Raw genomic sequence first — 26840 nt, forward strand, 5'->3', positions numbered from 1 at the left:
CAAAGAAAGTAAGTGCCGCCCCGCACAGGGGCAACGCTAATAGACCACTACCAAAACAAGGAAAGGCACCAAACCCAGATCAAGGAAAGCCCAAAGCCCTAAGAACACGACCAATGCCGCCGCCAAAGGCAAAAAAAACCATGCCCCACCGCCATTAGCGATAATAGACCCCCACCCGCCGAAGGCAAAACCCCCGCTGCGATGATCATCCGCCCCCACCTCCATTGGTTCCGCATGCTGCTTGCCTGGAGAGGCTCCGTCCTCCCGCAACTGCTGCCCAGGCTATTCCTCATTTTCTGCATCGCGATCGTCGCCGTGGCCGCCCACGACCACCTGCTGCCAGTCTCGCTCAACCTAAACACCACCACCCCATTCTCCCTGCTGGGCATAGCGTTAGCCGTGTTTCTAGGCTTCCGGAACAACGCCAGCTACGACCGCTGGTGGGAAGCCCGCAAGCTCTGGGGCCAGCTCCTGAACGAGTCCCGCTCGCTTACCCGCCAGGCCCTCACGCTGCAAAATAAACAGTTGCCAAAGGAAGACATCAAGGAGTTCGTCGCCGCCCTCAGCGCCCTCCCCCATGCCCTACGCCACCAGCTCCGCGACAGCGATCCGCGTGAAGATCTCGCGGATCGCCTGCCCAAGGCGCTGTTTGACCGCGTCATAGCGTCGCGCTACAAACCGGCAACACTCCTGCTGTTTCTCGGGGAATGGGTGCAGCGCCACGCGCAAACAGGCGCGATCGATCCGATGGCAGTGCTCGCCTTCGATCGGAATCTGAATGGTCTGTCGGATGTGATCGGCGGTTGCGAGCGCATCGTGTCGACGCCGCTGCCCTTCGCCTACTCGGTGATGATTCACCGCACGGTGTATTTCTTCTGTGCGTCCCTGCCGTTCGGACTGGTCGACAGCATCGGGATCTTCACGCCAGTCTTCGCGGTGTTCGTCGCGTACACCTTCATGGCGCACGAAGCGATCGCCGCGCAGATCGAAGAGCCCTTCGGCATCGACGACAACGACCTCGCGCTCGAATCGATGTCGCTCGGCATCGAAGACGCCATGCGTGATCTGCTAGGAGAGCCGGCCGTTGCGCGGCCCGCGTCGCAAGCCGAAAGCCATGTGCTCACGTAAGCCGCGAACACTCAGCTGTTGCCGACCGTCTCCGACAAGCGTTTGAGCGTCGCCACCCGCGCACCGATGATATCGATGCGGCTGTTTTCATCGATCACCGGCGTGGCGGCGTTGAGATACGCAGTCCAGGCCTTTTGTGCACGCACAAGCGTCGGGCGCGAGCGCGCCGGCATCTTCGCTTGCAAGCGGCGGTAATAGCGGTTCAGATCGAACATCGCGTGCTCGCATTGCGCGTCCGCCGTACAGGCGCGCAGACGGCGCGGCGAGTCTCCGCCGCCGGCGCTGACCTTGGCCAGGGCGCTGCGCAGCGCAAGCGCGCGGTCACGCACCGGCTGTAATTGCATGTCGGCTTCGGCCAGCACATACATCGTGCCGTGCGTCGTCTCGAACACGGCAGCGAGCAACTGCTTCTCGACATCGCGCGAGGCCAGCCAGCTTGCCTGGCTCTTTTCCCATGCTTTGCGCTGCGCCGGCGGCAACTTCGCCTGAAGCTGCTGCCACGCGCCGTCCAACGCGGCCTTCCAGCCGATTCGCGCGTTGTCCATACACTGCACCTGCCCCGCCGTCGACGACATGTCACTGCGCGCCAGACAGGTGCGCATCGACGCGTCGATCGGGTCGGCAGCGGCGACTTCGGCATGCGCCTGAAGCGGCGCGATGCCGAGCGCGGCCACCGACAGCGCCGATGTCAGGGCCAGCGCGCCAAACGCGCGCCGCCAGCCGTCAGCACCCAGCAGGGACTTCACCACCCACATCGTCAGGCGCGCACGCAATCGACGAAGTATTCGATGCGCCCGTTGATGGTTTCGCCGACAAGCCCGTGGATATCCGTGTGGAAACCCGGGAAGCGCTCGTTGAACTCGCGCGCGAAACGCAGATAGTTGACGATGGTCTTGTTGAAGCGCTCGCCCGGAATCAGCAGCGGAATACCCGGCGGATACGGCGTCAACAGGATCGACGTGACGCGGCCTTCGAGTTCGTCGATCGGTACCCGGTCGATCTCGCGGTGCGCGAGCTTGGCGAACGCATCTGACGGCTTCATTGCCGGTTCCATGCTCGACAGGTACATCTCGGTAGTCAGGCGCGCAATGTCGTTCGCCCGGTACACGCTGTGAATCTGCTCGCACAGATCGCGCAGACCGACACGCTCGTACATCGGATGATGCGAGACGAACTCGGGCAGCACGCGCCACAGCGGCTGGTTGTTGTCGTAGTCGTCCTTGAACTGCTGCAACTCCGTCACCATCGAATTCCAGCGACCCTTGGTGATGCCGATCGTGAACATGATGAAGAACGAATACAGGCCGGTCTTCTCGACGATGATGCCGTGTTCGGCCAGATACTTCGTGACGATCGCAGCCGGAATGCCGGATTCGCCGAAACCGCCGTCCATATCCAAACCCGGCGTGACGATGGTCGCCTTGATCGGGTCCAGCATGTTGAAACCGTCGGCGAGCGGGCCGAAGCCGTGCCACGCATCGTTCGGGCGCAGCATCCAGTCTTCGCGCGAGCCGATGCCTTCTTCCGCGAACGTCTCCGGGCCCCACACCTTGAAGAACCAGTCGTCGCCGTATTCGGCGTCGACCTTGCTCATCGCGCGGCGGAAATCCAACGCTTCGGCAATCGACTCTTCAACCAGAGCCGTGCCGCCCGGCGCTTCCATCATGGCCGCGGCCACATCGCACGAGGCGATGATCGCGTACTGCGGGCTGGTCGACGTGTGCATCAGATAGGCTTCATTGAAGCGATGCTTGTCGAAGCGGCTGTTCTTCGAATCCTGCACGACGATCTGCGAAGCCTGCGAAATACCGGCCAGCAGCTTGTGCGTGGAGTGCGTGGCGAACACCAGTGCGCCAATACGCGGACGGCCGGCGCCGATCGCGTGCATGTCCTGATAGAACTCGTGGAACTCGGCATGCGGCAGCCACGCTTCGTCGAAGTGCAGCGTGTCGAGCCAGTCGCCGAGCATTTCCTTGATCATCTCGACGTTGTAGATCACGCCGTCGTAGGTGCTCTGCGTGATGGTCAGGATGCGCGGCTTCAGGTCCGGATTCTTGGCCAACGCTTCGCGGGCGAACGGATTCGCGAGGATCTTCTTCTTGATGTTTTCCGGCTCGAACTCGCTGCGCGGAATCGGGCCGATGATGCCGAAGTTATTGCGCGTCGGCGTGAGGAACACCGGAATCGCGCCCGTCATCGTGATCGCGTGCAGGATCGACTTGTGGCAATTGCGGTCCACCAGCACGATGTCGCCCGGTGCAACCGTGCCGTGCCAGACGATCTTGTTCGAGGTCGACGTGCCGTTGGTTACGAAGAACACGTGGTCGGCGCTGAAGATGCGCGCCGCATTGCGCTCGGAGGCGGCAATCGGGCCGGTGTGATCGAGCAGCTGACCGAGTTCGTCGACGGCATTACACACGTCGGCGCGCAGCATGTTCTCGCCGAAGAACTGGTGGAACATCTGGCCAAGCGGGCTCTTCAGGAACGCGACGCCGCCCGAGTGCCCCGGGCAATGCCATGAATACGAGCCTTCATCCGCGTACTGCACCAGTTCCTTGAAGAACGGCGGCGCGAGCGAATCCAGGTACACCTTGGTCTCGCGGATGATGTGGCGCGCAACGAACTCCGGCGTGTCCTCGAACATGTGGATGAAGCCGTGCAGTTCGCGCAGGATGTCGTTCGGCAGGTGGCGCGAGGTGCGCGTTTCGCCGTACAGGAAGATCGGAATATCGGCGTTGCGGCGGCGCACTTCGGTCACGAACGCGCGCAGCGCGATGATCGCGGCCGCCAGTTCGGGCGTCTCGCCTTCCACCACCACGTTATCGACGTACGGCAGCAACTCGTCGTCGTCGATCGAGAGGATGAAGCACGACGCGCGGCTCGACTGCTGCGCGAACGAAGTCAAGTCGCCGTAGCTCGTCAGCCCGAGCACTTCCGCGCCTTCTTTCTCGATAGCTTCGGCCAAAGCCCGGATGCCGGAACCCGAGATATTCTCGGAGCGAAAATCTTCGTCAATGATGACGACGGGAAAACGAAACTTCATGGGCGATTCTCCAAAAAGAACGACCGCTGCATTTGACTAAGCAGCGGTCACCCGAATAGCTGGTGGGTCAGTACGCTGCCGACGTCACGTCTTGGGCAACGTGACGCCGTGCTGACCTTGATATTTGCCGCCGCGATCCGCGTACGACGTTTCACAAATTTCGTCGCTTTCGAAAAACAGCACCTGGGCGACGCCTTCGTTCGCGTAGATTTTCGCAGGCAAAGGTGTCGTATTCGAGAATTCGAGCGTCACGTGTCCTTCCCATTCCGGCTCGAACGGCGTCACGTTCACGATGATCCCGCAACGCGCATACGTGGATTTGCCGAGACACACGGTCAGGACGCTGCGCGGAATGCGGAAATACTCGACGGTGCGGGCCAGCGCGAACGAATTCGGCGGGATGATGCAGACATCGCCCTTGAAGTCGACAAACGACTTCTCGTCAAAGTTCTTCGGATCGACGATGGTCGAGTTGATGTTGGTGAAGATCTTGAATTCGTCGGCGCAGCGGATGTCGTAGCCGTAGCTCGAGGTGCCGTAGCTGACAATCTTCCGGCCGTCTTCTGAGACGCGGACCTGATCCGGTGCAAACGGCTCGATCATGTTGTGCGACTCGGCCATGCGCCGGATCCACTTGTCGGATTTGATAGTCATAGGTGAACGCTGCTCGACTTGAGTGACAGATGTGTGACGGGTAACGATCCGGCATAAGGTCCGGGCCGGGCGCCGCCGGCTACGCGCTCCGGGCTGGGCGCCCCCGCCGAAAGGCGCTTATTTTACGCGATCAGGAGAATGCTGCCGCGGAAGGGACCTGAGAGTCGTCCCCGGCACCGCGAAAGGCTTGCCGCAAGGCCATTCAAACGGCTAACCGCTTGCGTCGGATGAACCCGCAGGGCATTGCCCTCACTGACGAATCAACCCGCATGCGAGCGCGGGGCCCGCGCCATGCTGCGGATACGCGTAAGGGTCGGTCGCGTCGTGATGCAGCAGAACCGCGCGTTGCAACACCGAGCGGATGCCGTCGAGCGACACGTCCGGCGCAACGATAAAGCCGGTGGCCACGCCGTTCGCGTCCGCATGGATGTTGCCGAGATCGCCTTCGACCCGGGCGCCGGTTTTCAGACGCTCGGCTGCCGGCGAGAATACCGGGCCGGCGCTGGAGCCGTCGGCGGCATTGCAGTCGCCACGCTCATGCACCTGCAACGCGTGGTCGCTATCGGGCGGCAAGCCGGAGAGATTGTAGGTAACCTGCACACCGTCCGAACGCTCGATGAACGTGACGAGACCGCGTGCCTGATTGCCCACGGTGGGCAGCAACTGCGCGTCAGCACGCTTTTCCTGTGGTCTCAGGAACGTGCTACAGCCGCATAACAGCACACTGCTGGCAGCCAGGACGATGAACGCATGCACCGCCTGCCCGTCGATTCGTTTTCCCATGCGATCCTCTTGCCGGCCTGGTGGCCGCCCCTGCGGCCGCCGAGCCGAACTTGTGAAGTCGACATGATACCGCGAGACCAGCCGCAAATTGGCGACTTGGCCCCGCTTTAACCCCTTGTCCGAACGGCGGGTCAGGTGTTCTGGACGACGATGCTGGGAAACTTCGAGGTCATGTCACGCGCCCGCTCGGCGATATGGATCGCAACCTTGCGTGCGATCGACCGGTAGATCTCCGCAATACGTCCCTGCGGGTCCGCCACGACGGTGGGTTTGCCGGAGTCGGCCTGCTCACGGATGGCGATGTCGAGCGGCAGGCTGCCGAGCACGTCGACGCCATATTCCTTGCCCATCCGCTCGCCACCGCCCGCGCCGAAGATATGCTCTTCGTGGCCGCAGTTCGAGCAGATATGCATACCCATGTTCTCGACGATGCCGAGGATCGGAATGCCGACCTTCTCGAACATCTTGAGACCCTTCTTCGCGTCGAGCAGCGCGATGTCCTGCGGCGTCGTGACGATCACGGCGCCCGTCACCGGCACGCGCTGCGACAAGGTCAGCTGAATGTCGCCGGTGCCCGGCGGCATGTCGACGATCAGGTAGTCGAGATCTTGCCAGTTGGTCTGCCGCAGCAGCTGTTCGAGCGCTGAAGTGGCCATTGGGCCGCGCCACACCATCGGGTTGTCCTGCTCGATCAGAAAGCCGATCGAGTTGGCCTGCAGACCGTGGCCGGTCATCGGATTCATCGACTTTTCGTCGGGTGATTCCGGACGGCCGGCAATGCCGAGCATCATCGGCAGCGAGGGGCCGTAGATGTCCGCATCGAGAATGCCGACCGACGCGCCTTCGCTCGCCAGTGCCAGCGCGAGGTTCACGGCGGTCGTGCTCTTGCCGACCCCGCCTTTGCCCGACGCCACCGCGACGATGTTTTTAACGTTCGGCAAGAGTTTGACGCCGCGCTGCACGGTATGCGCGGCGATTTGCTGGGACACCTCGACGCGCGCGTTTGCCACGCCGGAAACGGCTTTCAGCGCTTCGGTGAATTGCGTGCGAATCGCTTCAAACTGCCGTTTGGCCGGATAGCCGAGTACCACCTCGAGGCTAACCGTGTCACCCTCCACGGCCACGTTCCTGATGTTCCTGGCAGCCGCGTAGGGCTTGCCCGTGTTGGGGTCAGTGACGGCCGCGAGGGCAGCGTCGACCAAAGCCCGATCGATACTCATTGACACTCCGTGGGGAACACTTGCGGCGCGGTGGAATCCAAGTCTCCGCCACGCGCCAGAATTTGAAAAAAATTGTTAGGCAGCATTGCTAAAACCAGGCGTGCCGTGCACCCTTCGGGCAGGCGGAACGCCATGGGGTCGCATCGCTGCGTACTTCAGTCATCATTGTAGTGGCTGGCGCCAAGCCTTGCCGGAAGACCCTTCTCCGCTGTCGGACCGGGACCAGGGAAGACGCAGGATTCTCATATTGTCGACTTGCGCGCTTTACGGCCGTCACGTCCGACGGATAGATTTATCGCTTCCACCCGCTTTACTCGCTTCACTCAAGAGGACACAGAAAATGAACGCAAAACTCATGACTCGCCTGGCTGTATTTGCCGTTGCCGGTTCGTTGCTGGCTGGCTGCGCAACCCAACAAGGCACTAACACGGCCGTCGGTACGGGCGTGGGCGCCGGCACGGGCGCGGCACTCGGCGCAATCTTCGGCGGCGGCAAGGGCGCGGCGATCGGCGCAGGCGTCGGCGCGGCGGTGGGGGGCATCACCGGCTACAACTGGCAAGCCATTCACAACAAGCTGTCGGGCGCCACCAAGGGCACCGGCACGCAGATCACCGAGCAGCCCGACGGCTCGCTCAAGCTGAACATCCCGAGCTCGGTCACGTTCGACACCAACAGCTACGCGGTCAAGCCGTCGTTCGCGCCGGTGCTGGATCAACTGACGCAGACCATGCAGCAGAATCCGGAACTGATCGCCCAGGTGATCGGCTATACGGATAGCACGGGTCAGCCGGCTTACAACCAGACGCTGTCGGTCAATCGCGCGGAAAGCGTGACGGGTTATCTGGGGCAACGCGGCGTTGCGCCGCAACGCCTGTCGGCACAAGGCATGGGCCAGAACCAGCCGGTCGCTGACAACAACACCGAAGCAGGCCGTGCCGCAAACCGCCGCGTGGAAATCTATCTGCGCGCCACGGCTCAGCACGCCACGCAATAAGGGCACAGCCTGAAAGAGGGAGAAGCAACCGGGCGCCGGGCGGCTGCATTTGCAAGTTTGCCACTTTGGCCGGAGGCGTCCGGTAAGCAGTAAAAAAGCGCGGGAAACAAAATCTCGCACGAGAACGAAAAAAATTTCGAACTCTGCCGAAAATCCGCGGTCTGTCTTTACGGTACGTGGCTGGCGAAGCCGCCGCGTCACCATTCTCCTCTTGTCGTTGTTGCTCCGGGGTTAATAGCCCCGGTTTTTTTTGGGCGCTCGGTTTTCGTTCCGCAGGAATCTCCCTAAGGGACACACCACCCTACCCTTGCAGCGACCCAGACGCGGCCCAGGCGGCCCAGCCCGCGCCAAACGCCGGCCCTGCTAGAATCAACGTTTCGTCCCACCGCAGGCTCCCACCATCCTTATGTCAGCACCCGCAACCGATCTCTCCGCAGGCGCGCCGTCAGGCCGTCGCCAGGTTCTCGTCACGTCGGCCCTTCCGTATGCGAACGGGCAAATCCATATCGGCCATCTGGTTGAATATATCCAGACGGACATCTGGGTCCGGACGTTGCGAATGCACGGGCACGAGGTCTACTACGTGGGCGCCGACGACACACACGGCACCCCGGTCATGCTGCGCGCGGAAAAGGAAGGTCTGACGCCGAAGCAGCTGATCGACCGCGTCTGGCAGGAACACAAGCGCGATTTCGACAGCTTCGGGATTTCGTTCGACAATTACTACACGACCGATTCTGAAGAGAATCGCGTGCTGAGCGAATCGGTCTATCTGGCGCTCAAGGAAGCCGGCCTGATCGAAGCGCGTGACATCGAACAGGCATACGACCCCGTCAAGGAAATGTTCTTGCCGGACCGCTTCATCAAGGGCGAATGCCCGAAGTGCGGCGCGAAAGATCAATACGGCGACAGCTGCGAAGTATGCGGTTCGACTTATCTGCCGACCGATCTGATCAATCCGTATTCGGTCGTCTCAGGCGCCACACCGATTCGTAAGACTTCGACGCACTACTTCTTCCGCCTGTCCGATCCGCGCTGCGAGAATTTCCTGCGCGCTTGGGTGGGCGGTCTGGCACAGCCGGAAGCCACCAACAAGATGCGCGAATGGCTCGGCGACGCCGGCGAAGCCAAGCTCGCCGACTGGGATATTTCGCGCGACGCGCCGTATTTCGGCTTCGAAATTCCGGGCGCGCCGGGCAAGTATTTCTACGTGTGGCTGGATGCGCCGATCGGCTATTACGCGAGCTTCAAGAACCTCGCTGACAAGCGCGGCCTCGACTTCGACGCGTGGATTCGCAAGGGCTCGACCGCCGAGCAGTACCACTTCATCGGCAAAGACATTCTGTATTTCCACACGCTGTTCTGGCCGGCCATGCTCGAATTTTCGGGCCACCGTACGCCGACCAACGTGTTCGCACACGGCTTCCTGACGGTGGACGGCGCGAAGATGTCGAAGTCGCGCGGCACGTTCATCACCGCGCAAAGCGTGATCGACACGGGGCTGAATCCGGAATGGCTGCGCTATTACTTCGCGGCCAAGCTGAACAGCACGATGGAAGACCTCGACCTGAACCTCGACGACTTCCAGGCGCGCGTGAACAGCGATCTGGTCGGCAAGTACGTGAACATCGCGAGCCGCGCCGCCGGTTTCCTGATCAAGCGTTTCGAGGGCCGCGTGCAGGACAGCGCAATGCAACATCCGCTGCTCGCCACGCTGCGCGCCGCCGTGCCGCAAATCGCCGCGAACTACGAAGCGCGCGAGTACAACCGCGCGCTGCGTCAGACCATGGAACTGGCCGACGCGGTCAATGCGTATGTCGACTCCGCCAAGCCGTGGGATCAGGCGAAAGACGCGGCGAATGCGGTCGCGTTGCACGAAACCTGCAGCGTAAGCATCGAGGCATTCCGCCTGTTGTCGCTGGCGCTCAAGCCGGTGCTGCCGAAGCTGGCGGAAGCGGTCGAAGCCTTCCTCGGCATCGAACCGCTGGTGTGGGCCGACGCGAACGTGCCGCTCTCCTCCACGCGCCCGATCAACGCGTACAAGCATTTGATGACGCGCGTTGATCCGAAGCAGATCGAAGCGCTCATCGCAGCGAATCGCGACTCGCTGCAAGCCACACCGGAAGCCGCGGCGCCGGCGGATGCGAAGGCCAAGTCGAAGGCAGCGAAAGCAGCCGGCGCCGATAAGGATGAAACGCCTGGCATCATCTCGATCGACGACTTTGCCAAGGTCGACCTGCGCATCGCGAAGATCGTCGACTGCAAGGCGGTGGAAGGCTCGGACAAGCTCCTGCAACTCACGCTCGACATCGGCGAAGAGAAGACACGCAACGTGTTCTCGGGCATCAAGTCGGCCTATCAGCCGGAGCAACTGGTCGGCAAGCTGACGGTGATGGTCGCGAACCTCGCGCCGCGCAAGATGAAGTTCGGTCTGTCCGAAGGGATGGTGTTGGCGGCTTCGGCCACTGACGAGAAAGCCGAACCGGGCCTCTACGTGCTCGAGCCGGATAGCGGTGCGAAGCCGGGCATGCGCGTGAAATAAAGCGCGCGGCGTCGAACGCTGCAGGCATCAACAAAAACGGCACGCTTTAAAAGGCGTGCCGTTTTCTTTTGTGTCGTGGCCTTGATCAGAACACGGCCATCGCTGTCGTCTTGATCAGCTCACCACCGGATCTGATCGAAACGCCGCGTGTACAGCAATTCTAAGCCGTCGAACGTGCCGCCATATGCCGCGACCGACCAATAGCGCGTGAGGTTCACCGTCGCCTTGATCGCATTGCTCGCCGACTGCAGCCCCTGCTCGTAGCCCACCACGAGCCACTCGTTGATCGCCTTCGACACCATCACCACTTGCGGATCGGTCAGCCCGACTTCGCTTCGCCCGATCGAAAACTCGTCGAGCCCGAAGGTCTGCGCGATCCGTTTGCCGCTCGCGCTGCCGAGCAGGGCGAGCGCAGTCGTCATGGTGCTTTGCTGACCGAGGTTGTTGCCCTGATCCGTGCCGTGTCCGAACAGCAGCCACGAGAGCTTTTCGTTATCCGCCACGTTCGGCTCGGACACCAGCTTCGCGACCGGGAACTGGACGGTGCCCGTGACCTGTACGCCGGCCTCGACCTGCTGATTGCGGCGCATAGCGAGGATGTTGATCCCCGGATTGGCCACCGGACCGTTGAACGTGAAGAAGCCATTCTCGATGTTGAGCTTGCGGCCGAACGCGGTATAGGTCGAGCCCTGCGTCACGCGGACATTGCCGACCGCGCGCAACGGCAGGTTCGGCGCGCTCATCGCGGTGATCGTGCCGCTCAGGCCGAGATCCGCGCCCATGCCGCGGAAACGGAAGCTGTTGCCGAGACTGATGTCGATATTGGCGCGCGGCGCGAACGGACCGATTGGCTTGTTCGTGCCCGCGACCTGCGGCGGTGGCCGCTCGCCCGCCACCGTGCCGTCCGGACGCACCACTACCACGTCGTCGCCAAGCTTCGGCGCGGACTGCTCCGGCATATCGAACAGCGCGTGATCGACCACGAATTTACCGTTGATCGCCATGCCGCCCTGTGCCCCCGCGTTCGCCACGCTCGCGCTGCCTGATAGCGACAGATTGCGGTCCGGCGCCGCAAACAATTCCAGCTTGTCCGCGACGATACTCGCGGTCAAATCCGGCTCCGCGCCATCCAGGCGCACACGGCCGGTGGCGCGCAGCGTGCCGCTCGCACCGTGAAATTCGACCTGCTGGAAGTCCACCAGATTTTGCGAGAGCGCGATGCGCACCACGCCGTCCTTCAACTGCACACCCTGGTCGACCATCGTCGCCGACAAGCCATCGCCGATCAGCGACCCCGTCAGGTTCGGCTTGGCGACCGTGCCGCCGAGCGCGAGTTTCAGCGCGAGATGGCCGTCGAGCAGATAGCTCGGCCCGAACAGCCCGCCGGTCGTTTTCAGCGACGGCACATTCGCATTCACATTTCCGCTGACCGCGCCCTCCTCGTTGACGGTCAGGAAGCCGTCTCGCGTCACGAGTGTGGTGTGCGCGTCGGCGTCGATCACGCCGATCCGGCTGGCCTGCGCGTGGACAGTCGCATTCAACCGGTTGCCACCGCTGAATTCAGCGCGCGCGGTCATATCCGTGATGCCCAGCGAGGCCAGACCACGGCCGATCTCGACCGTGACGTCGCCGCTGCGACGCTTCAGCTGGACGTGGCCGCTCGCGGTGCTGCCGAGCGCGAAATCCCAGTCACCGTCGAATATCAGATCGGTTTTGACAGCCGGTGGCTCGCCGGTGATTTGCCGCCGCAGATCCTGCAGGCGCGCGAGCGAAATGTCGGTCAAGGTGCCCGCGGACTGGATCTTGCCGTGGTCGAACGCGAACGATTTCAGGCTCAGCACCGCGCCTTCGAGCGTGAGGCGGGTCGCACCGAGCGTCAGGCGGTTCGGCCCGGCGCTCACGGCGAGCGGCGACTCGAGATTCAACGCCGGTGTGCCGCGATTCTGCAGACGGGTCACGGTGCCGTCCCAGCGCGTGCCGTCACGTGCTTCAGTCAATTTGCCGTTGGCGGCGAGCGTCAGATCGAGCGGACGATCCTGCAATTTGCCGGTGGCCGCCGCCTCCAGCGTATGGTTTGCACGCGTGCCCGACAGGCGCGCCGTGAGCGTGGTGAGATCGACGCCGCCGGCGCTGAGATTGCGCGCGTCGGTCGTGAAAACGAGCGCGCCGTTTGCGCCGTCGCGCAGTTCGGCGTGACCTTCCGCATGGCCGATGCGGTTACTGCTGAACACCACACTGTCCGCCTTGTAGTTCAGCACGACATTCGGATGCGCGAACGAGCCGGTGACGTCGCCATCCGCGGCGATAAGACCGGCGAGCCCGAAACCAAGGCGTTCAAGTTCCGGCGCATCGACCCGGAAACGCAGCCGGTCGCCGCGCGCGCCGAAGCTGCCCTGCAAATCCACCTGATTGCCCGCCACCGAGAGATTCGCGCGGCTCGGCAGAATCCGCGAGCCGGACAACTGGACCACGCCGCCGCCCGTCAACGGCAGGCCGTCGTAGACGCTCGGGCCGAGTTTGAATTCGGCCTTGGTCGTGAAGACCGGACCGAGCATGCCGGCCGCGGTGAGCGTGCCGTTCACGCGTGCCTCGATCTTGTGGGCAGGCGGCGCAGTGTGTCTGGGCGGCGGCGTTTTACGTTGAACCACTTCGGTCCGCACGGCGGCCTTGGCGGTGTTCTTCACCACGGCGGCGGCCTTGTCGCCAGGGGCAGCGCTTTTCGCACCGGCGGTGCTGCCCGCTTCTGCCGCGCCTTGTGCGACTTTCGCACCTTTCACGTTTTTGGCAGTACTTGCCGCAGGCGCCGGGCCCGTTACCGGCGTGCGGGACGGCATCTGCGAAGTCAGCGTCAACGGATCGAAATCAGTCAGCTGCGCTTTCAGGTTGTAGGTGGAATTCGCGTCGTGCTTAAGCGCACCGGACAGATCGATGCGGCCCTTGCCCGACGTGACACGCACGTCGTTGAAGCTCAAGCGCGCGGGATCGAAGGTCACCTTGCCTTGCGCGCGCAACGCCGCTTTCGGGTCGGCGAGATCGAGGGTCAGGCTTTGCACGTCGTCGTTCAGACGGATGCCGATCGGACCGGAAAGCTGGGTAGGCCGCACGGTCGCTTCAAGTGCGTTCAGGTCGAGTCCGGCAACTTGCAGATCGAACTGGCCGCGTTTGCCGGTCAGCGCGCCGCCGCCCGTAAGCGTGGCGCTTTTCACGAGCCGTACCATCAGGTTCGAAATGCGCTGCGCCTGCGCGTCGAGCCGCACGTCGGCGTTGGCATCGATCACAGGAAGCAGGTTCTGGTCGATCGCACCAGGTTTGGCGTTGACGATCGAGATATGACCTGCGACGACGAACCCCGCTGCGGCTTTTGCTGCTGCATCGGGGTTGACGCCGCCTTTGCCGTTTTTGACAACGTGTTGCGGCTCGGCAATACCAGTAGCGCTGCCGGCGCCGGCGGTGCTCGCGGCGCGGGAAGCGCTGGCCGAACTCACCGCACTAGCCCCACTAGCCGCACCCAACGTCGCGCCACCAGCCGCATCCTGCCCCACCGGCTGCAGTTCAGCCCGCACTGCCAGATCCGCCAACGGTGCGCCTGGCGCAAACGCCTGCGGGTTGATGTGATCAAAAGTCAGCGTGGCGCGTTGCAACGGCACGTCGCCGAACGGCGTGGCCTCGACTCGCGCATGGCCGGCGAGCTTCATGCCGCTAGCGTCGAGTTCGGCGATGAGATTCTCCAGCGACCCACTCAGATGGCCACCCACCTGCACCGCCTCGTCGTTGACCTTGCCCGAATAGCCGAGGTCGCCGGTCAGCGGAAACGGCCGCACCCCATCTAGCTTCGCCGTTGCCGTCACGGCGCCGAACGGCGTGTCGAGCCGCTCGATCGCGGCCTCGTGGTGCCGGCCGTCGCTGCGGCCATGGAACATGAAACGGGACAGCTCGGTCGTCGACCCGCCCTCGTGCAACAGCAGCTTGTCGACCTGCACGTCGCGCACCTCGAGTTGCATCGGCAAGCGCAAGTCTTGCGGCAGTTTCAGCGGCGCGCTGCTGCTCGACGACGATGAACCGATACGGGCATCGATCGTACCGACATGCAGATAGTCGATCGCGAAGCGCCAAGGCTTGTGCGTCAGTTCCCAGCGACCGACCACGCGGTCGATCTGGATATCGGTGCCGCTGCCGTCGAGACTGCGCCAGCGCACCTGCCGGAGTTGCACGCCGTGGGCGATAGCGCCGCTCTCGAGCGTGCCGGTCAGCTTGCCGCCCAGCAGTTTGACGGCCGCCTGCCACGCGTAAGCCGTGCCACGCTCAGTCGTCAGCGCGCCGTACAGCAGGCCGATCGCCACAGCGACCAGCAGCACCAGCACGGCGACCATCCAGGCAAGCGTTTTCAGCAACAACCGCCCGCGACGGCGCCTGGGCGGTGGCGCATCGGACGGAGGCTGCTGTCCGGGCTCCCCTGGCGGAAGAGCGCCGGGCGGCTGCGCGGGAGGTTGGGCGGAAACGTCCGTGGTCATGCGTGGATCATGTAAAAGCGGCTTTCCATCAGAAGGCGATGCCGAGGGTCAGGTACGGCCGCACGCTCCGGTTGCGGATCCCGTAGGCGACATCGACGTTGACCGGGCCGACCGGGCTGCGCCACCGCGCCCCAACGCCGACGCCGGGATAAAAGACTTTCTCGCCCCAGGTATCGGTGGCGGTGCCGACGTCGAAGAACGCGGCTGCGCCCCAGTCGTGATTGAACCAATGCTGGTACTCCGCCGACGCGGTCACGAGATACTTGGTGGGCAGCACCGAACCGTCGACGTTATTACCAATACTTTGATAGCTGTAGCCACGGATCGAATTCGAACCGCCCGCGCGGAACAGCAGCGAAGCCGGAATCCCGCTCGAACTGCCGCTCGTGAACACGCCGCCGAGTTCGGCACGGATCAGCACAAGGTCTTCCCTGCCGATCGGCAGGTACTGCTGGCCACGGGCGTAGCCGCGCGCGAACGTCTGGTCGGTCAGCGCGCCTTTGACCGCGAAGCCCGCTTCGACGTGAATCAGGTTGCCCGAACGCGGGAACAGCGGATCGTCGGTATTGCGACGGGTCCACGACCATGACGGCACCAGAGCGCGACTGGTGGTCGGTGCGGCCGCATTCTGGTCGAGCCGGTCCTGGTAATAGAGGATCGCGTAGTTGTAGTCGATGAACTGCGATGTCCGGGCCCGCTGCACGCCACCGCGGATACTGTAGATGCGTGTGTCGGACACGTCGGTCGTGGTGTAGGAAGCCAGCACGCTATTGGTCCACGCGCGCGGCCCCGGCGGCATCGCGAGCTGGATTTGCCCGTACTGCTGGATCTGGTCGATACGGCCGTCGACCGTGAACGGCCACGCTTTGCCAAAGGTGTCGAGATACGAATACGAACCCTGGATCAGCGGGCCGTTGTCGGTCGAATAACCCACGCCGCCGCGGATACTGTTGTACGGATACTCCGACACCTTCACGTGCATCGGCGTCTCGACCGGTTTGGCGGGATCACTGTCCACGTCGATCGCCACGCTCGCGTAGTACGGCGTGTTCTGCAACTGCCGCTGCAATTCGGCGATGCGTTGCACGTCGTAGATATCGCCCTCCGAAATCGGATTCACGTTGTCGACGATCTGTTCCGGATAACGCCGCGTGCCGGATACGTCGAGCTTGCCCATCGTGAAGGTCGGGCCGCTCTCGTACGTCACCGACAATTTCGCTTCGTGCGTACGTGGGTCGATCCGCGCTTCGGAGTGGTAGATCTTCGCGCCCAGGTAACGGCGCGACTGCAACGCCTTGAGCGAAGCGTTTTTCGCGTCGTCCCAGTCGCCTTGCGAAAACGGGTCGCCCTCGTGCAGTGAAAACGCGAAGCGTGCGGCATTTTCCTGCGCCGGGTCTTCGGTCAGCACCGGGCCGCGAAACGACAGCGAAATCGAGGTGATGAGGGTTTGCGGGCCGGGATCGACGCTCACCGTCACACGCTTCTGGTCGTCGACGGTTCGCACGTCGGTGCGCACGACCGGCGAGAAGTAACCCTGCGTGGCGGCCAGATCGCGCACCTGCTGCGGGGTGGCCGTAATCAGAAATTCAAACTGGTCGTCGCTGATGTCGGGACGCTTGGCGAAGCGCGCCACGTCCAGATGCGCTTCAAGCAGCTTGCGCAACGAGCGCGGCGTGGCTTCGATATCGACCTTGTAGCTGGCGGGCGGGCGCCGCGCCGCGTGCGCGTCGACCGAGGCAAGCATGAGCATGACGATGCCGAACGCCAGCCACGCGTGCAGCCAGCGCCGAATGGGCGTCAGCGGCCCTCGCTCGTCACCGGTTTTGCCGCGCCGCCTATGCGGCTCTTCGATCGCACACCCCGCCAAACAGGACCTCCGGCCGTGGTTGATGAATTCTGTCGCTCGGGCTCGCCGCGGCGGCCGAAGCTCGCTATTTGACCACATCGGCGAGACCGCGCCATCTCTTAAAAGGGCGTTTGCCGTATGAGACCCGGTAGGCGTTTTGGCCCGGTGTGCCGCGCCCCATGCCGCATGCGTAGTGATTTCCACATGGACGCACGGTTCCGCTTCGCACACCGCCTCGCCGACGACGCGCCCGCCTTTGACGCATCGCGGCAGCGCGGGTTCCGGGCGTTTTTGCAGACGGGCCGCTCGCGCCGGTCATCGTTTTTCGACCACGCGCGGCGCATGCGGTAAAATTATGGAATAGGAGCGATGCCGCGCGGGTTCGCGCTTGTTGTTTGTTCCCGCGAAGCAGTCGCCATTCCCCAAACCACGGACGTCTAGCCATGTATCAATCGGACATCACCCAGTTCCTGAACCAGCTCAAGCAACAAAAACCGAATCTGGAAGCTGAGCAGCGCCGTGGCCGGTCGCTGCTGTGGGACAAACAGCCGATCGACCTCGAAGAACGCGCCGAGCAGAAAGCCTCGCGCGTGGAGCAGACGCCTTACTCGTACTATCAAAACTTCTAAGCGCGTGAGTCACGCCGACGAGGCAAAGGGCGCCGCACAGGCGCCTGACGCCGCGCTTGCCGCGCCCGCCACCGATTCGACGCCGGACACTGTAGACGGCATCGCTTTCGCACGCCTGTACGGCGAGCCGCTCTTCAAGCTTCCCACGGATCTGTACATTCCGCCGGACGCGCTCGAAGTGTTCCTCGAAACGTTCGAAGGCCCGCTGGATCTGTTGCTGTACCTGATCCGCAAGCAGAACTTCAACGTGCTCGACATCCCCATGGCGGATGTCACAGTCCAATATCTCGGCTACGTCGACCAGCTGCGCCAGACCAATCTCGAACTCGCGTCCGAGTATCTGCTGATGGCCGCGATGCTGATCGAGATCAAGTCGCGCATGCTGTTGCCGGTGAAGAAGGCCGATAGCGGCGACGAAGCCGAAGATCCGCGTGCCGAACTGGTGCGCCGCCTGCTCGAATACGAGCAGATGAAGCTCGCCGCGCAGCGCATCGACCATCTGCCGCAGCTTGGCCGCGATTTCCTGCGCGCCGAGGTGTATATCGAGCAAAGCATCACGCCGCGGTTCCCGGATGTGGACAGCGAAGACCTGCGCGCCGCGTGGGCCGACGTGATCAAGCGCGCCAAACTGGTTCAGCATCACAAGATTTCGCGCGAGGAATTGTCGGTGCGTGAGCACATGAGCACGATCCTGCGGCGACTGCAGAACGCGCGCTTCATGGAGTTCTCGGACCTGTTCGACACGAGCAAAGGTGTGCCGGTGGTCGTGGTGAACTTCATCGCCATGCTGGAGTTGTGCCGCGAGTCGCTCATCGAAATCACGCAGGCCGAGCCGTTCGCACCGATCTATGTGCGCCTCGCCTATCTGCCAGCCTGATGCCGCAAAACGGGGCCTGCATGCGCCAGCGCTGCTGCAGACGCCTCCTTTCGGTGCACCCCGGGAACAAATCCACTACAATCCCGCGCTCCGAACCTGTCATTACCAGTGAGGCCGCGGGCCACGCGAAAACCTGAATTTTTGCGCCAACCGAGTCTCGCGCCGCGCGAGGAAACCCCTGTCCGATCATGAAAGTCATCAGCTCGATCCATGAATTGCGCGACCAGTTGCGCGGCCAGAATCGCACCGCCTTTGTGCCGACCATGGGCAATCTGCACGAGGGCCATCTGTCGCTGATGCGCCTCGCGCGCCAGCACGGCGATCCGGTGGTGGCGAGCATCTTCGTCAACCGCCTGCAGTTCGGCCCGAACGAAGATTTCGACAAATACCCGCGCACGCTCGAAGCCGACATCGAGAAGCTGCAGAAAGAAGGCGTCTACGTGCTGTTCGCGCCGACGGAACGGGATCTGTACCCGGAACCGCAGGAGTACCGCGTGCATCCGCCACACGATCTGGGCGACATCCTCGAGGGCGAATTCCGGCCGGGCTTCTTCCAGGGTGTGTGCACGGTGGTGATGAAGCTGATGTCGTGCGTGCAGCCGCGCGTCGCGGTGTTCGGCAAGAAGGATTACCAGCAGTTGATGATCGTGCGCAGCATGTGCCATCAGTTCGCGCTGCCGACCGACATCATCGCCGCGGAAACCGTGCGCGATAGCGACGGCCTCGCGCTCAGCTCGCGCAACCGCTTTCTGGAAACGGCCGAACGCGCCGAGGCGCCGATGCTGGCTGCCGAGCTCAATCGCGTGCGCGATGCGGTGCTTGCAGGCGATCGCGACTTCACAAAACTCGAACAGGCGGCGATGGCGGCACTGGCCGCGCGCGGCTGGCAGCCGGATTACATCGCAGTGCGCAAGCGCTCGAATCTGCTGGCGCCGGGCGCGCAAGACATGAATGCGGAGTTGGTCGTGCTGGCTGCCGCCAAGCTCGGCACCACCCGTCTCATCGACAACCTCGAAATCTGAAGCCGTCTTAGGCTGCGCAAACACGCATTAGAAGCACAAGGGATTGGTCATGCAACGCAACATGCTGAAGTCGAAAATCCATCGCGTCGCGGTCACGCACTGCGAACTGCACTACGAAGGTTCGTGCGCGATCGACGAGGACTTGCTGGAAGCCGCGAACATCATTGAAAACGAGCGGATCGACATCTGGAATATCAACAACGGCGAGCGTTTCTCGACGTACGCGATCAAGGGTGAACGCGGCAGCGGCATGATTTCGCTGAACGGTTCGGCCGCGCGGCGCGCTCAGCTGGGTGATCTGGTGATCATCGCGGCGTTCGCCGTGGTCGACGAAGCGGAACTGAAGGCAGGCTGGAAACCGGATCTGGTGTTCGTCGACGATAACAACAAGATCAAGGGCAGCCGCGATCACGTGCCGACCCAGAACTGGACCTGAGCCAGACCCGAGCCGGGCTTTCGCCGCGCGGCACGGTTCCATCAAGCGGGCGGCCACGCCGCCTGCCATTCATTTCAAGCCTTCTTAACGGCGCCGTTGGTCCACTGGATGATCGGCTGCCATTGCTCCAGATCCTTCTCCACACGGCTTTTTGCGACGTCCCACAAAGTCAGGCCGTGCGCAGCCAGTTGCACGTAATTCTGCGTGTCGCGCAGGTAACCCAGCACCGGCAGCTTCAAGCCCTCGACAAAGCGATGCAGTTGCTCCGCTGAGCGCGTGCGCGCGTCGACGCGCATGCCCACCACGCCGATCTCGATCGCGCCTTTCCTGACCGCCTTCTCCTTAGCCAGCCGCTCGAGAAATTCCTGGGTGGCGAGAATATCGAACATCGACGGCTGCAGCGGCACGATCACCTTGTCGGCCAGATCCAGCGCGATATTCAGGCGGTTGCCATGCAAGCCGGCGGGCGTGTCGATGACCGCGTGTTCAAGACCTCGGGGCGGTTTGACGGGGTTTTCAAGGTCGACCTCCCAGGTCTCGATGGCCGGCAGCGCAGGCGGCCGCAGCGACAGCCACGCGTGCGACGACTGCTGTTTGTCCATGTCCGCCAGCGCGATCCATTCCCCTTGCGACGCGAAATAGCCGGCCAGATTGGTGGACAGCGTGCTTTTGCCCACGCCGCCCTTCGGATTCGCCACCACGATTACCGTCATGAATTCTCCCGGAAAGAAGGCTGGGCGCCGCCAGCCGGTTTACCGCGCAGTTTGCTCTGACTTGCCCAGATGTGCCCTGATCCGTGCCCGTTTCAGGTTCACCCGCCGATCCAGCCGTTGATAATATCGACAAATTCACCGGGGCCGAAGCCCCCAAACGGCTATTGGCCGCCTTACATCGCTATTTTTTCCATCGAGGACCCGAATCTCATGAGCAAACTTCGCCCGGAATACTCCATCGAGCGCCTGCACGAACGTCAGAAGGGCAAGCTGCCCGGCTTGCTAGGCGTGCAGGTTCTGGCGCTGGAGGAAGGCACGCTGACCGCTGAATTGACCGTGCGCGAGGAGTTGCTGGCGCCGAACGGCTTTTTGCATGCCGCCACGGTGATCGGCCTCGCCGATACCGCCTGCGGCTATGCATGCCTCGCCCACCTGCCCGAGACGGCGCGCAATTTCACGACCATCGAACTGAAAAGCAATTTTCTCGGCACGGCGACGGAAGGAACGATCCGCGCGGTCGCCAAGGCCGTCCACCTGGGCCGCAGCACACAGGTGTGGGACGCCACCGTCACCGATCCGAACGGCAAAACGATGGCGCTGTTTCGCTGCACGCAGATCGTGTTGTATTGATTGACTGTATGGCGCGGGGGTGCGGCGCGGGGTCCGGAATGCCCGGAACGCCTGAAGTACGCCGCGCTCAACGCAATAAAAAAAGCACGCGGCCACACGGCGCGTGCTTTTTTGTTGCCGGCGCGCTGAAGCGCCGGCGCGGTTTCGTGCCTAGGTGAGGCGTATCAGGCGGCCACTGCGCGCGGCGCCTTCGCACCGCTCAGCGCCAACGCACCGGCGCCGAGCAGCGACTGCACAACCAGAGTCACCGCCCAGAAAGCCGGATATTCCCAGCCGCCGTGCGGCGACGCGAACCCCCAGCCGTTCTGCAGATGCTGCGACGTTGCGCCGAGCATGAACGGGAGCAGCACCAGCGCGACCCAGCGGACCTGCACGCCAAGCAGCAGCGCAATACCGCCGATCAATTCGACGAACGCCGTCACATAGCCGAGCCAGCCTGGCAAGCCGAGCGAAACGAAAAACTGCGCCGTTCCCGGCAGCGTGAAAACAAAGATCTTCTGCAAGCTGTGCGCGAGATAGAGAACGCCCAAGGCAAGACGAAGGATCAAGGCGGCCAGATCGGCGGAGCGGTTCGAGTTCATGACGAGTCCTTTCCGAGAGGGAGACGCCCCGCATCGGGCGTCGACGTCACGACTGTATTCGAACCAAATGAGGTGAAAAACCGCCTCTTAGGCTTTGATTATTTCCCAATGGGATTTAATCACCACCATCCGGTCAAGCTCGCTCAACCAATCGCAGCGAAAAGCTTCGGAAGATCGAGGTGCTCGGCAAGCGTGTCGGCCAGGCGATCCAGCGAGGCCTCACGCAACGCCGGGTAGTCGATTTTCTCGGCGTCGCTCAGTCCCGCCCACGCCAGCAGTGCGGCGCACGCGGCCGGCGTGTCGAACAGCCCGTGCACGTAGGTCGCGAGAATTTGGCCATCGGCCGAGATCGCGCCGTCCGGATGCGCATTTGGCGTTTCGCCCAGTTGCAGCGCGGGCGAGCCGAGCGCCGGGCCCTGCGTCTCGCCCATGTGAATCTCGTAGCCGGCCACCTCGGGCGACCCCGGCAACGCGAGATGCCCCGTCACGTTTTTGAGCGTTTTTTCGCGCGTCAGCACCGTCGAGTAATCGAGCCAGCCTAAGCCCGCGCTCGTTCCAGGCGCGCCTTCCACGCCGTGCGGGTCGGCCACTTCGCGTCCGAGCATCTGCATACCGCCGCAAATTCCGATAACGCGGCCGCCATAGCGTAGATGCCGTTGCAGCACCGCGTCCCAGCCTTGCGCACGCAAAAAGGCCAGATCGCCCGGCACGTTTTTCGAACCCGGCAGGATGATCAGATCGGCCGGCGGAAGCGGCGTGCCGCTTCGCACGTAATGAAAATCGACCTGCGGATGCGCGCGCAGCGCGTCGAAATCAGTGTGATTGCTGATGTGCGGCAGCACCGGCACGACTACCCGCAACATCCGGTTCGGATCGTCGCTTTGGCCGCTGTGCGCCGCACGCAACTCGGGCGGCAGCATGTCTTCGGCGTCGAGCGTCAGACCGTGCAGATACGGCACCACGCCGAGCACCGGTTTGCCGGTCTTCGCTTCGAGCCAGTCGAGTCCGGGCTTGAGCAAACTGACATCACCGCGGAAGCGATTGATGATGAAGCCCCGCACACGCGCCTGCTCGCTGTCCGACAGACACGCGAGCGTACCGGTCAGATGCGCGAACACGCCGCCCCGGTCGATGTCTGCCACCAGCACGACCGGACAATCGACCGCTTCAGCGAAACCCATGTTGGCGATATCGCGGTCGCGCAGATTGATCTCGGCGGGACTGCCCGCGCCTTCGACAAAAATCGTGTCGTACGCCGCTTGCAGACGCGCATACGATTCCAGCACAGCCTTGAAGGCGACCGGCTTGTAGTCGTGATACGCGCGTGCATCGAGATTCATGCGCGCCTTGCCGTGGATGATCACTTGCGCGCCACGGTCGCTCGTCGGCTTGAGCAACACCGGGTTCAGATCGGTGTGAGCGGCAATGCCCGCGGCCACCGCCTGCAAGGCCTGCGCACGGCCGATCTCGCCACCGTCGACCGTCACCGCGCTATTGAGCGCCATGTTCTGCGGCTTGAACGGCGCGACCCGCACGCCGGCGCGGCGCGCCAGCCGGCACAGACCCGCGACGAGCGTGCTCTTGCCTGCGTCGGACGTAGTGCCCTGAATCATCAGCGTGCCGCGCGGCACAGGTACGGCGTCATGCGGGTTCGAAATGGCGGTCACGGAATATCGGCTTGGACGGTGAATAGGCAAATGCGGACAATGAATGCGGGCGATGAACGCGGCATTATCCCATCGTGCCGGCACGCACTGCACGCCGGTACAATCACGCGATGATTTCCCGCGACCTCACCTTCGTTCTCGGCGGCGCCCGTTCGGGCAAGAGCCTGCACGCCGAAAAACTGGCGAACGACAGCGCCCTCCCCGTCACGTACATCGCCACCGCGCGCGTTGCCGACGACGCCGAATTCAGCGCGCGGATCGCGCATCATCGCGAGCGGCGTCCAGCGCATTGGGCTTTGCACGAAGCAGACGTGGATCTCGCCGGCGCCGTCACGCAAATCGACGCGCCGGGTCACTGCATTCTGATCGACTGCCTGACGCTGTGGCTCGCCAACCTGCTATGCCCACCTGACGGCGACGGCTTGCCGGTCGATCACTATCACACGCACTTTGCCGCTTTCGAAACAGCGCTCATCAACGCCAGAGGCAAGATCATCGTGGTCAGCAATGAAATCGGTTTGGGCGTGGTGCCGCTCGGCGCGGAAACACGCCTCTATGTCGACGAACTCGGGCGGCTCAATCAGCGCATCGCCGCGTTGAGCACCCAGGTCACGATGATGGTCGCGGGCTTGCCGCTCGCCTTGAAAACAGCGGGAGGCGCGTGATGCTGTCGCTGCCTTTGATCGTTACGCTGGCAACGGCAGGGGTCGCCGTCGACCGTTGGCTCGGTGAGCCGCGCACCGCGCATCCGCTGGTCGGCTTCGGCAAATGGGCGATGCGCCTCGAAACGCACTACAACACCGGCCGGCGCTTGCGTCTCAAGGGGCTGCTCGCCTGGTCGCTGACGGTGATGCCGCCGGTGCTGATCGCCTGGTGGCTCGTCTCCGTGCTGCCTTTTTTTGCGGCCTGCGCGGTGCATGTCGTGTTGCTGTGGTTCGCGCTCGGCGCGCGCAGCTTGCACGATCACATTGCACCGATCGCCGAGGCCCTGACGCGGCGCGATCTGGCGCAAGCGCGTCTCTTGACCTCGCGCATCGTGTCGCGCGAAACCGCTCATGCCGACGAAGCGGCGCTGTCACGCGCCGCCGTCGAATCGGCGCTGGAAAATGGCAATGACGCGATCTTCGGCGCGCTGTTCTGGTTCGCGATCGCGGGCGGTCCGGGCGCACTGGGGTTCCGTCTGGCCAACACGCTCGATGCCATGTGGGGCTACCGCACGCCGCGCTATCTGCGCTTCGGCTGGGCCGCCGCGCGCATCGACGATGTGCTCAACTGGATTCCCGCGCGCCTTACAGCGGCGAGCTATGCCTTGCTCGGTGACACGCGCACCGCGCTGCGTTGCTGGCGCGAACAGGCGCCGCGTTGGGACAGTCCGAATGCCGGGCCGGTCATGGCGTCGGGCGCGGGCAGTCTGAATGTGTTGATCGGCGGACCCGCGGTGTATCACGGCGCGCTTGAACACAGGCCGACGCTTGGTTTCGGACACGCTGCGAAGGCCAGTCACGTTACAGCGGCGTTGATGCTGGTCGAACGGACGGTCATTCTTTGGCTAGCTGTGCTGATCGTGCTGGCGTTGCTGAGTGTGCCCTTTCATGGTTGATCGAATGGTTGAGCGCACGACCAATTCCGGCACCACCTTCAATGCCGTGGTTCATGGCGGCAATCTGCACGAAGCGGCTGAACGTTACGGCATTCCGTACGCGCAATGGCTCGACCTGTCGACGGGTATCAATCCGCACGGCTATCCGGTGCCCCCAGTTCCCGCCGATGCCTGGCGCCGCCTGCCCGACGACGGTGACGGTTTTGCAGCCTGCGCAGCGCGTTACTATGGCGCGCCCGATGCAGCCCATGTGCTACCCGTCGCGGGCAGCCAGGCAGGGATTCGCGCACTGCCGGTGCTTTTGCCACGTGCCCGGGTTGGCATCGCGCCGCTCACATATAGCGAACATGCGCCCGCATTCGAGCGTGCTGGGCACGAGGTCGTGCCACTGGATGTGTCCTGGGACACTTTACCCGACGCGCTCACTCACGTTGTCGTCGTGAATCCTAACAATCCGACCGCTGAACATCTCAACGCCGACAAGCTGCTGCGCTGGCATAAGCAACTCATCGCACGCGGCGGCACGCTGCTGATCGACGAGGCATTCGCCGATACGATGCCTTCGGCGTCGCTCGCGGCAAGTACTCATCGCGATGGGTTGATCGTGCTGCGTTCGCCGGGGAAATTCTTCGGGCTCGCGGGTGTGCGCGCCGGTTTCGTACTCGGTGCGCCGTCTTTGCTCGACGCTTTGCGGCTTACGCTCGGGGCATGGACTGTCAGCGGCCCGGCTCGTCACGCAGTCAAAGCCGCGTTTGAAGACACGGCGTGGCAGCAGCAGATGCGCACGCTGCTCGATGCTGAGAGCGCCCGTCTGGTAAGTCTCTTGCAGGCACACGGTTTCGCCACGCACAGCACACCGCTCTTCGCATGGACCGCCGACGAGCGCGCCGCCGCTCTGCATGAAGCGTTAGCACAACGCGGCGTGTGGACACGCCTCTTCACAGCAACGGGCAGCGTGCGTTTCGGCCTACCTGCCAGCGACACGGAATGGACACGCTTTGAAGAGAGTCTGCGCGAGGCTGTTCGATGATTCGACTCTCGCGCTTCGTCATCGCCGCAGCACTTGGAGCGAGCACGCTGCACGCGCACGCCGCGATCACCGTCACCGACGATACCGGCGCGACCGTCACGCTGTCCGCTCCCGCACAACGCGTCATCAGTCTCGCGCCGCACGTCACCGAACTGCTGTACGCCGCGGGCGGTGGCGCGAAACTGGTCGGCGCCGTGTCCTACAGCGACTATCCACCCGAAGCGAAGCAACTGCCGCGTGTCGGCGACAATAAGGCGCTCGACCTCGAACGAATCGTCGCGTTGAAGCCCGATCTGATCGTCGTATGGCGGCATGGCAATGCGCAGCGCCAGCTCGATCGTCTTCGTGAGATGCATGTGCCGCTGTTCTTCAGCGAGCCGCATCATCTCGACGATGTTGCCGTGTCGCTGACGAAGCTCGGACAATTGCTCGGCACCTCGCCGACCGCCGATGCGGCGGCCGCAGCATACCGTCAGGACATCGCACGACTGCGTACGCGCTATGCGAGCCGCCCGCCTGTCAGCGTGTTCTATCAGGTGTGGGATCAACCATTGATGACGCTCAACGGCGAACATATGGTCAGCGACGTGATCGCGCTATGCGGCGGCCGCAATGTGTTTGCGAAACTCGAGCCGCTGGTGCCGACCGTCTCGACCGAAGCAGTGCTCGCAGCGAATCCGGAAGCGATCGTCACCGCGGCACCTGGCGCAACCAAACCGGACACCGCCTTGCCGCGACTCGATACATGGCGCGCGTGGCCGAGCCTTAAAGCAGTGGCGAACAACAATCTATTCGCCATCGACGGCGATCTGATCAACCGGCCGGCGCCTCGTATTGCGCAGGGGGCAAAGCAAATGTGCGAAGACCTGGAGCTAGCGCGCTCGCGCAGGAAGAACGGCACGCAGTGATGCCGCTGCGAAAGCTGTGAAGCAGG

22 protein-coding genes are annotated in these 26840 nt (G+C 63.2%); 12 read left to right on the forward strand and 10 right to left on the reverse strand.

Annotated features, from left to right (window positions below):
• The first annotated feature begins 201 nt into the window (after positions 1–201).
• Positions 202–1128, forward strand: coding sequence for a bestrophin family protein (locus tag M0D66_RS35685; RefSeq protein WP_093636257.1), 927 nt, complete (start codon positions 202–204; stop codon positions 1126–1128).
• 11 nt (positions 1129–1139) lie between these two features.
• On the opposite strand, the gene M0D66_RS35690 is transcribed toward M0D66_RS35685, so the two are convergent.
• The 5 genes from M0D66_RS35690 to apbC all read right to left on the reverse strand — a co-directional run bounded on the left by M0D66_RS35690 (position 1140) and on the right by apbC (position 6828).
• Positions 1140–1883, reverse strand: a complete 744-nt coding sequence (locus tag M0D66_RS35690; protein WP_266212722.1) for a lysozyme inhibitor LprI family protein — start codon at positions 1881–1883, stop codon at positions 1140–1142.
• A gap of 2 nt (positions 1884–1885) precedes the next feature.
• The gene (locus tag M0D66_RS35695; RefSeq protein WP_093636253.1) at positions 1886–4171 is read right to left on the reverse strand and encodes an arginine/lysine/ornithine decarboxylase; all 2286 of its coding nucleotides are present in this window, start codon (positions 4169–4171) and stop codon (positions 1886–1888) included.
• Between the two features lie 84 nt (positions 4172–4255).
• Positions 4256–4825: a dCTP deaminase gene (gene dcd, locus M0D66_RS35700; protein WP_028200499.1), complete on the reverse strand. Its 570-nt coding sequence runs from the start codon at positions 4823–4825 to the stop codon at positions 4256–4258.
• Between the two features lie 249 nt (positions 4826–5074).
• Positions 5075–5608, reverse strand: a complete 534-nt coding sequence (locus M0D66_RS35705; RefSeq protein WP_093636251.1) for a superoxide dismutase family protein — start codon at positions 5606–5608, stop codon at positions 5075–5077.
• A gap of 131 nt (positions 5609–5739) precedes the next feature.
• Positions 5740–6828: an iron-sulfur cluster carrier protein ApbC gene (gene apbC / locus M0D66_RS35710; protein WP_266212723.1), complete on the reverse strand. Its 1089-nt coding sequence runs from the start codon at positions 6826–6828 to the stop codon at positions 5740–5742.
• A 340-nt stretch (positions 6829–7168) separates the two neighbouring features.
• Here apbC and M0D66_RS35715 point away from each other — a divergent pair, with 340 nt between their 5' ends.
• Both M0D66_RS35715 and metG read left to right on the forward strand, forming a co-directional pair.
• Entirely contained in the window at positions 7169–7822 is a 654-nt protein-coding gene (locus tag M0D66_RS35715) for an OmpA family protein (protein ID WP_093636247.1), read from the forward strand.
• Between the two features lie 406 nt (positions 7823–8228).
• Complete coding sequence (metG, locus tag M0D66_RS35720; RefSeq protein ID WP_200618749.1) at positions 8229–10364, forward strand: methionine--tRNA ligase; 2136 nt, start codon at positions 8229–8231, stop codon at positions 10362–10364.
• A gap of 119 nt (positions 10365–10483) precedes the next feature.
• On the opposite strand, the gene M0D66_RS35725 is transcribed toward metG, so the two are convergent.
• Positions 10484–14875, reverse strand: coding sequence for a translocation/assembly module TamB domain-containing protein (locus M0D66_RS35725; protein WP_266212724.1), 4392 nt, complete (start codon positions 14873–14875; stop codon positions 10484–10486).
• Between the two features lie 28 nt (positions 14876–14903).
• Positions 14904–16742 (reverse strand): autotransporter assembly complex family protein, encoded by a 1839-nt coding sequence (locus M0D66_RS35730; RefSeq protein WP_211705764.1) that lies wholly within the window; start codon positions 16740–16742, stop codon positions 14904–14906.
• A gap of 422 nt (positions 16743–17164) precedes the next feature.
• On the opposite strand from M0D66_RS35730, the gene M0D66_RS35735 reads away from it, so the two are divergent.
• The 4 genes from M0D66_RS35735 to panD all read left to right on the forward strand — a co-directional run bounded on the left by M0D66_RS35735 (position 17165) and on the right by panD (position 19685).
• Entirely contained in the window at positions 17165–17350 is a 186-nt protein-coding gene (locus M0D66_RS35735; protein WP_054035105.1) for a DUF3460 family protein, read from the forward strand.
• 4 nt (positions 17351–17354) lie between these two features.
• Positions 17355–18227, forward strand: a complete 873-nt coding sequence (locus M0D66_RS35740) for a ScpA family protein (protein ID WP_093636239.1) — start codon at positions 17355–17357, stop codon at positions 18225–18227.
• 188 nt (positions 18228–18415) lie between these two features.
• Entirely contained in the window at positions 18416–19249 is an 834-nt protein-coding gene (panC, locus tag M0D66_RS35745) for a pantoate--beta-alanine ligase (RefSeq protein WP_266212725.1), read from the forward strand.
• Between the two features lie 49 nt (positions 19250–19298).
• On the forward strand, positions 19299–19685 hold the full coding sequence (panD, locus tag M0D66_RS35750) for an aspartate 1-decarboxylase (protein ID WP_046566452.1): 387 nt from the start codon (positions 19299–19301) through the stop codon (positions 19683–19685).
• A gap of 74 nt (positions 19686–19759) precedes the next feature.
• Here the strand turns inward: panD and M0D66_RS35755 are convergent, their stop codons facing one another.
• Positions 19760–20398, reverse strand: coding sequence for a ParA family protein (locus M0D66_RS35755; RefSeq protein ID WP_266212726.1), 639 nt, complete (start codon positions 20396–20398; stop codon positions 19760–19762).
• A gap of 210 nt (positions 20399–20608) precedes the next feature.
• Here M0D66_RS35755 and M0D66_RS35760 point away from each other — a divergent pair, with 210 nt between their 5' ends.
• A complete protein-coding gene (locus tag M0D66_RS35760; protein ID WP_093636233.1) occupies positions 20609–21028 on the forward strand; it encodes a PaaI family thioesterase in 420 nt (139 codons plus the stop codon).
• Positions 21029–21192: 164 nt separating this feature from the next.
• Here the strand turns inward: M0D66_RS35760 and M0D66_RS35765 are convergent, their stop codons facing one another.
• A complete protein-coding gene (locus M0D66_RS35765; RefSeq protein WP_054035112.1) occupies positions 21193–21609 on the reverse strand; it encodes a DoxX family protein in 417 nt (138 codons plus the stop codon).
• A gap of 143 nt (positions 21610–21752) precedes the next feature.
• A complete protein-coding gene (locus M0D66_RS35770; protein WP_266212739.1) occupies positions 21753–23222 on the reverse strand; it encodes a cobyric acid synthase in 1470 nt (489 codons plus the stop codon).
• A 164-nt stretch (positions 23223–23386) separates the two neighbouring features.
• Between M0D66_RS35770 and cobU the strand changes: the two genes are divergently transcribed.
• From cobU to M0D66_RS35790, 4 genes are read left to right on the forward strand one after another with little or no spacing between them, the layout of a single operon-like run.
• Positions 23387–23941, forward strand: a complete 555-nt coding sequence (cobU, locus tag M0D66_RS35775) for a bifunctional adenosylcobinamide kinase/adenosylcobinamide-phosphate guanylyltransferase (protein WP_266212727.1) — start codon at positions 23387–23389, stop codon at positions 23939–23941.
• Positions 23941–24876 carry an adenosylcobinamide-phosphate synthase CbiB gene (gene cbiB / locus M0D66_RS35780; RefSeq protein ID WP_200618755.1) on the forward strand — a complete coding sequence of 312 codons (936 nt, stop codon included), beginning with the start codon at positions 23941–23943 and terminating at the stop codon, positions 24874–24876. The genes cobU and cbiB overlap by 1 nt, the downstream gene beginning before the upstream one ends.
• Positions 24869–25906 (forward strand): threonine-phosphate decarboxylase CobD, encoded by a 1038-nt coding sequence (cobD, locus tag M0D66_RS35785; RefSeq protein ID WP_266212728.1) that lies wholly within the window; start codon positions 24869–24871, stop codon positions 25904–25906. Before cbiB ends, cobD begins: the two co-directional genes overlap by 8 nt.
• Positions 25903–26814, forward strand: coding sequence for a cobalamin-binding protein (locus tag M0D66_RS35790; protein WP_266212730.1), 912 nt, complete (start codon positions 25903–25905; stop codon positions 26812–26814). Before cobD ends, M0D66_RS35790 begins: the two co-directional genes overlap by 4 nt.
• The last annotated feature ends 26 nt before the right edge of the window (positions 26815–26840 follow it).

It is taken from the genome of Paraburkholderia sp. SECH2 (genome assembly GCF_030464795.1).
GTDB classification, from domain to species: Bacteria; Pseudomonadota; Gammaproteobacteria; order Burkholderiales; family Burkholderiaceae; genus Paraburkholderia; species Paraburkholderia aspalathi.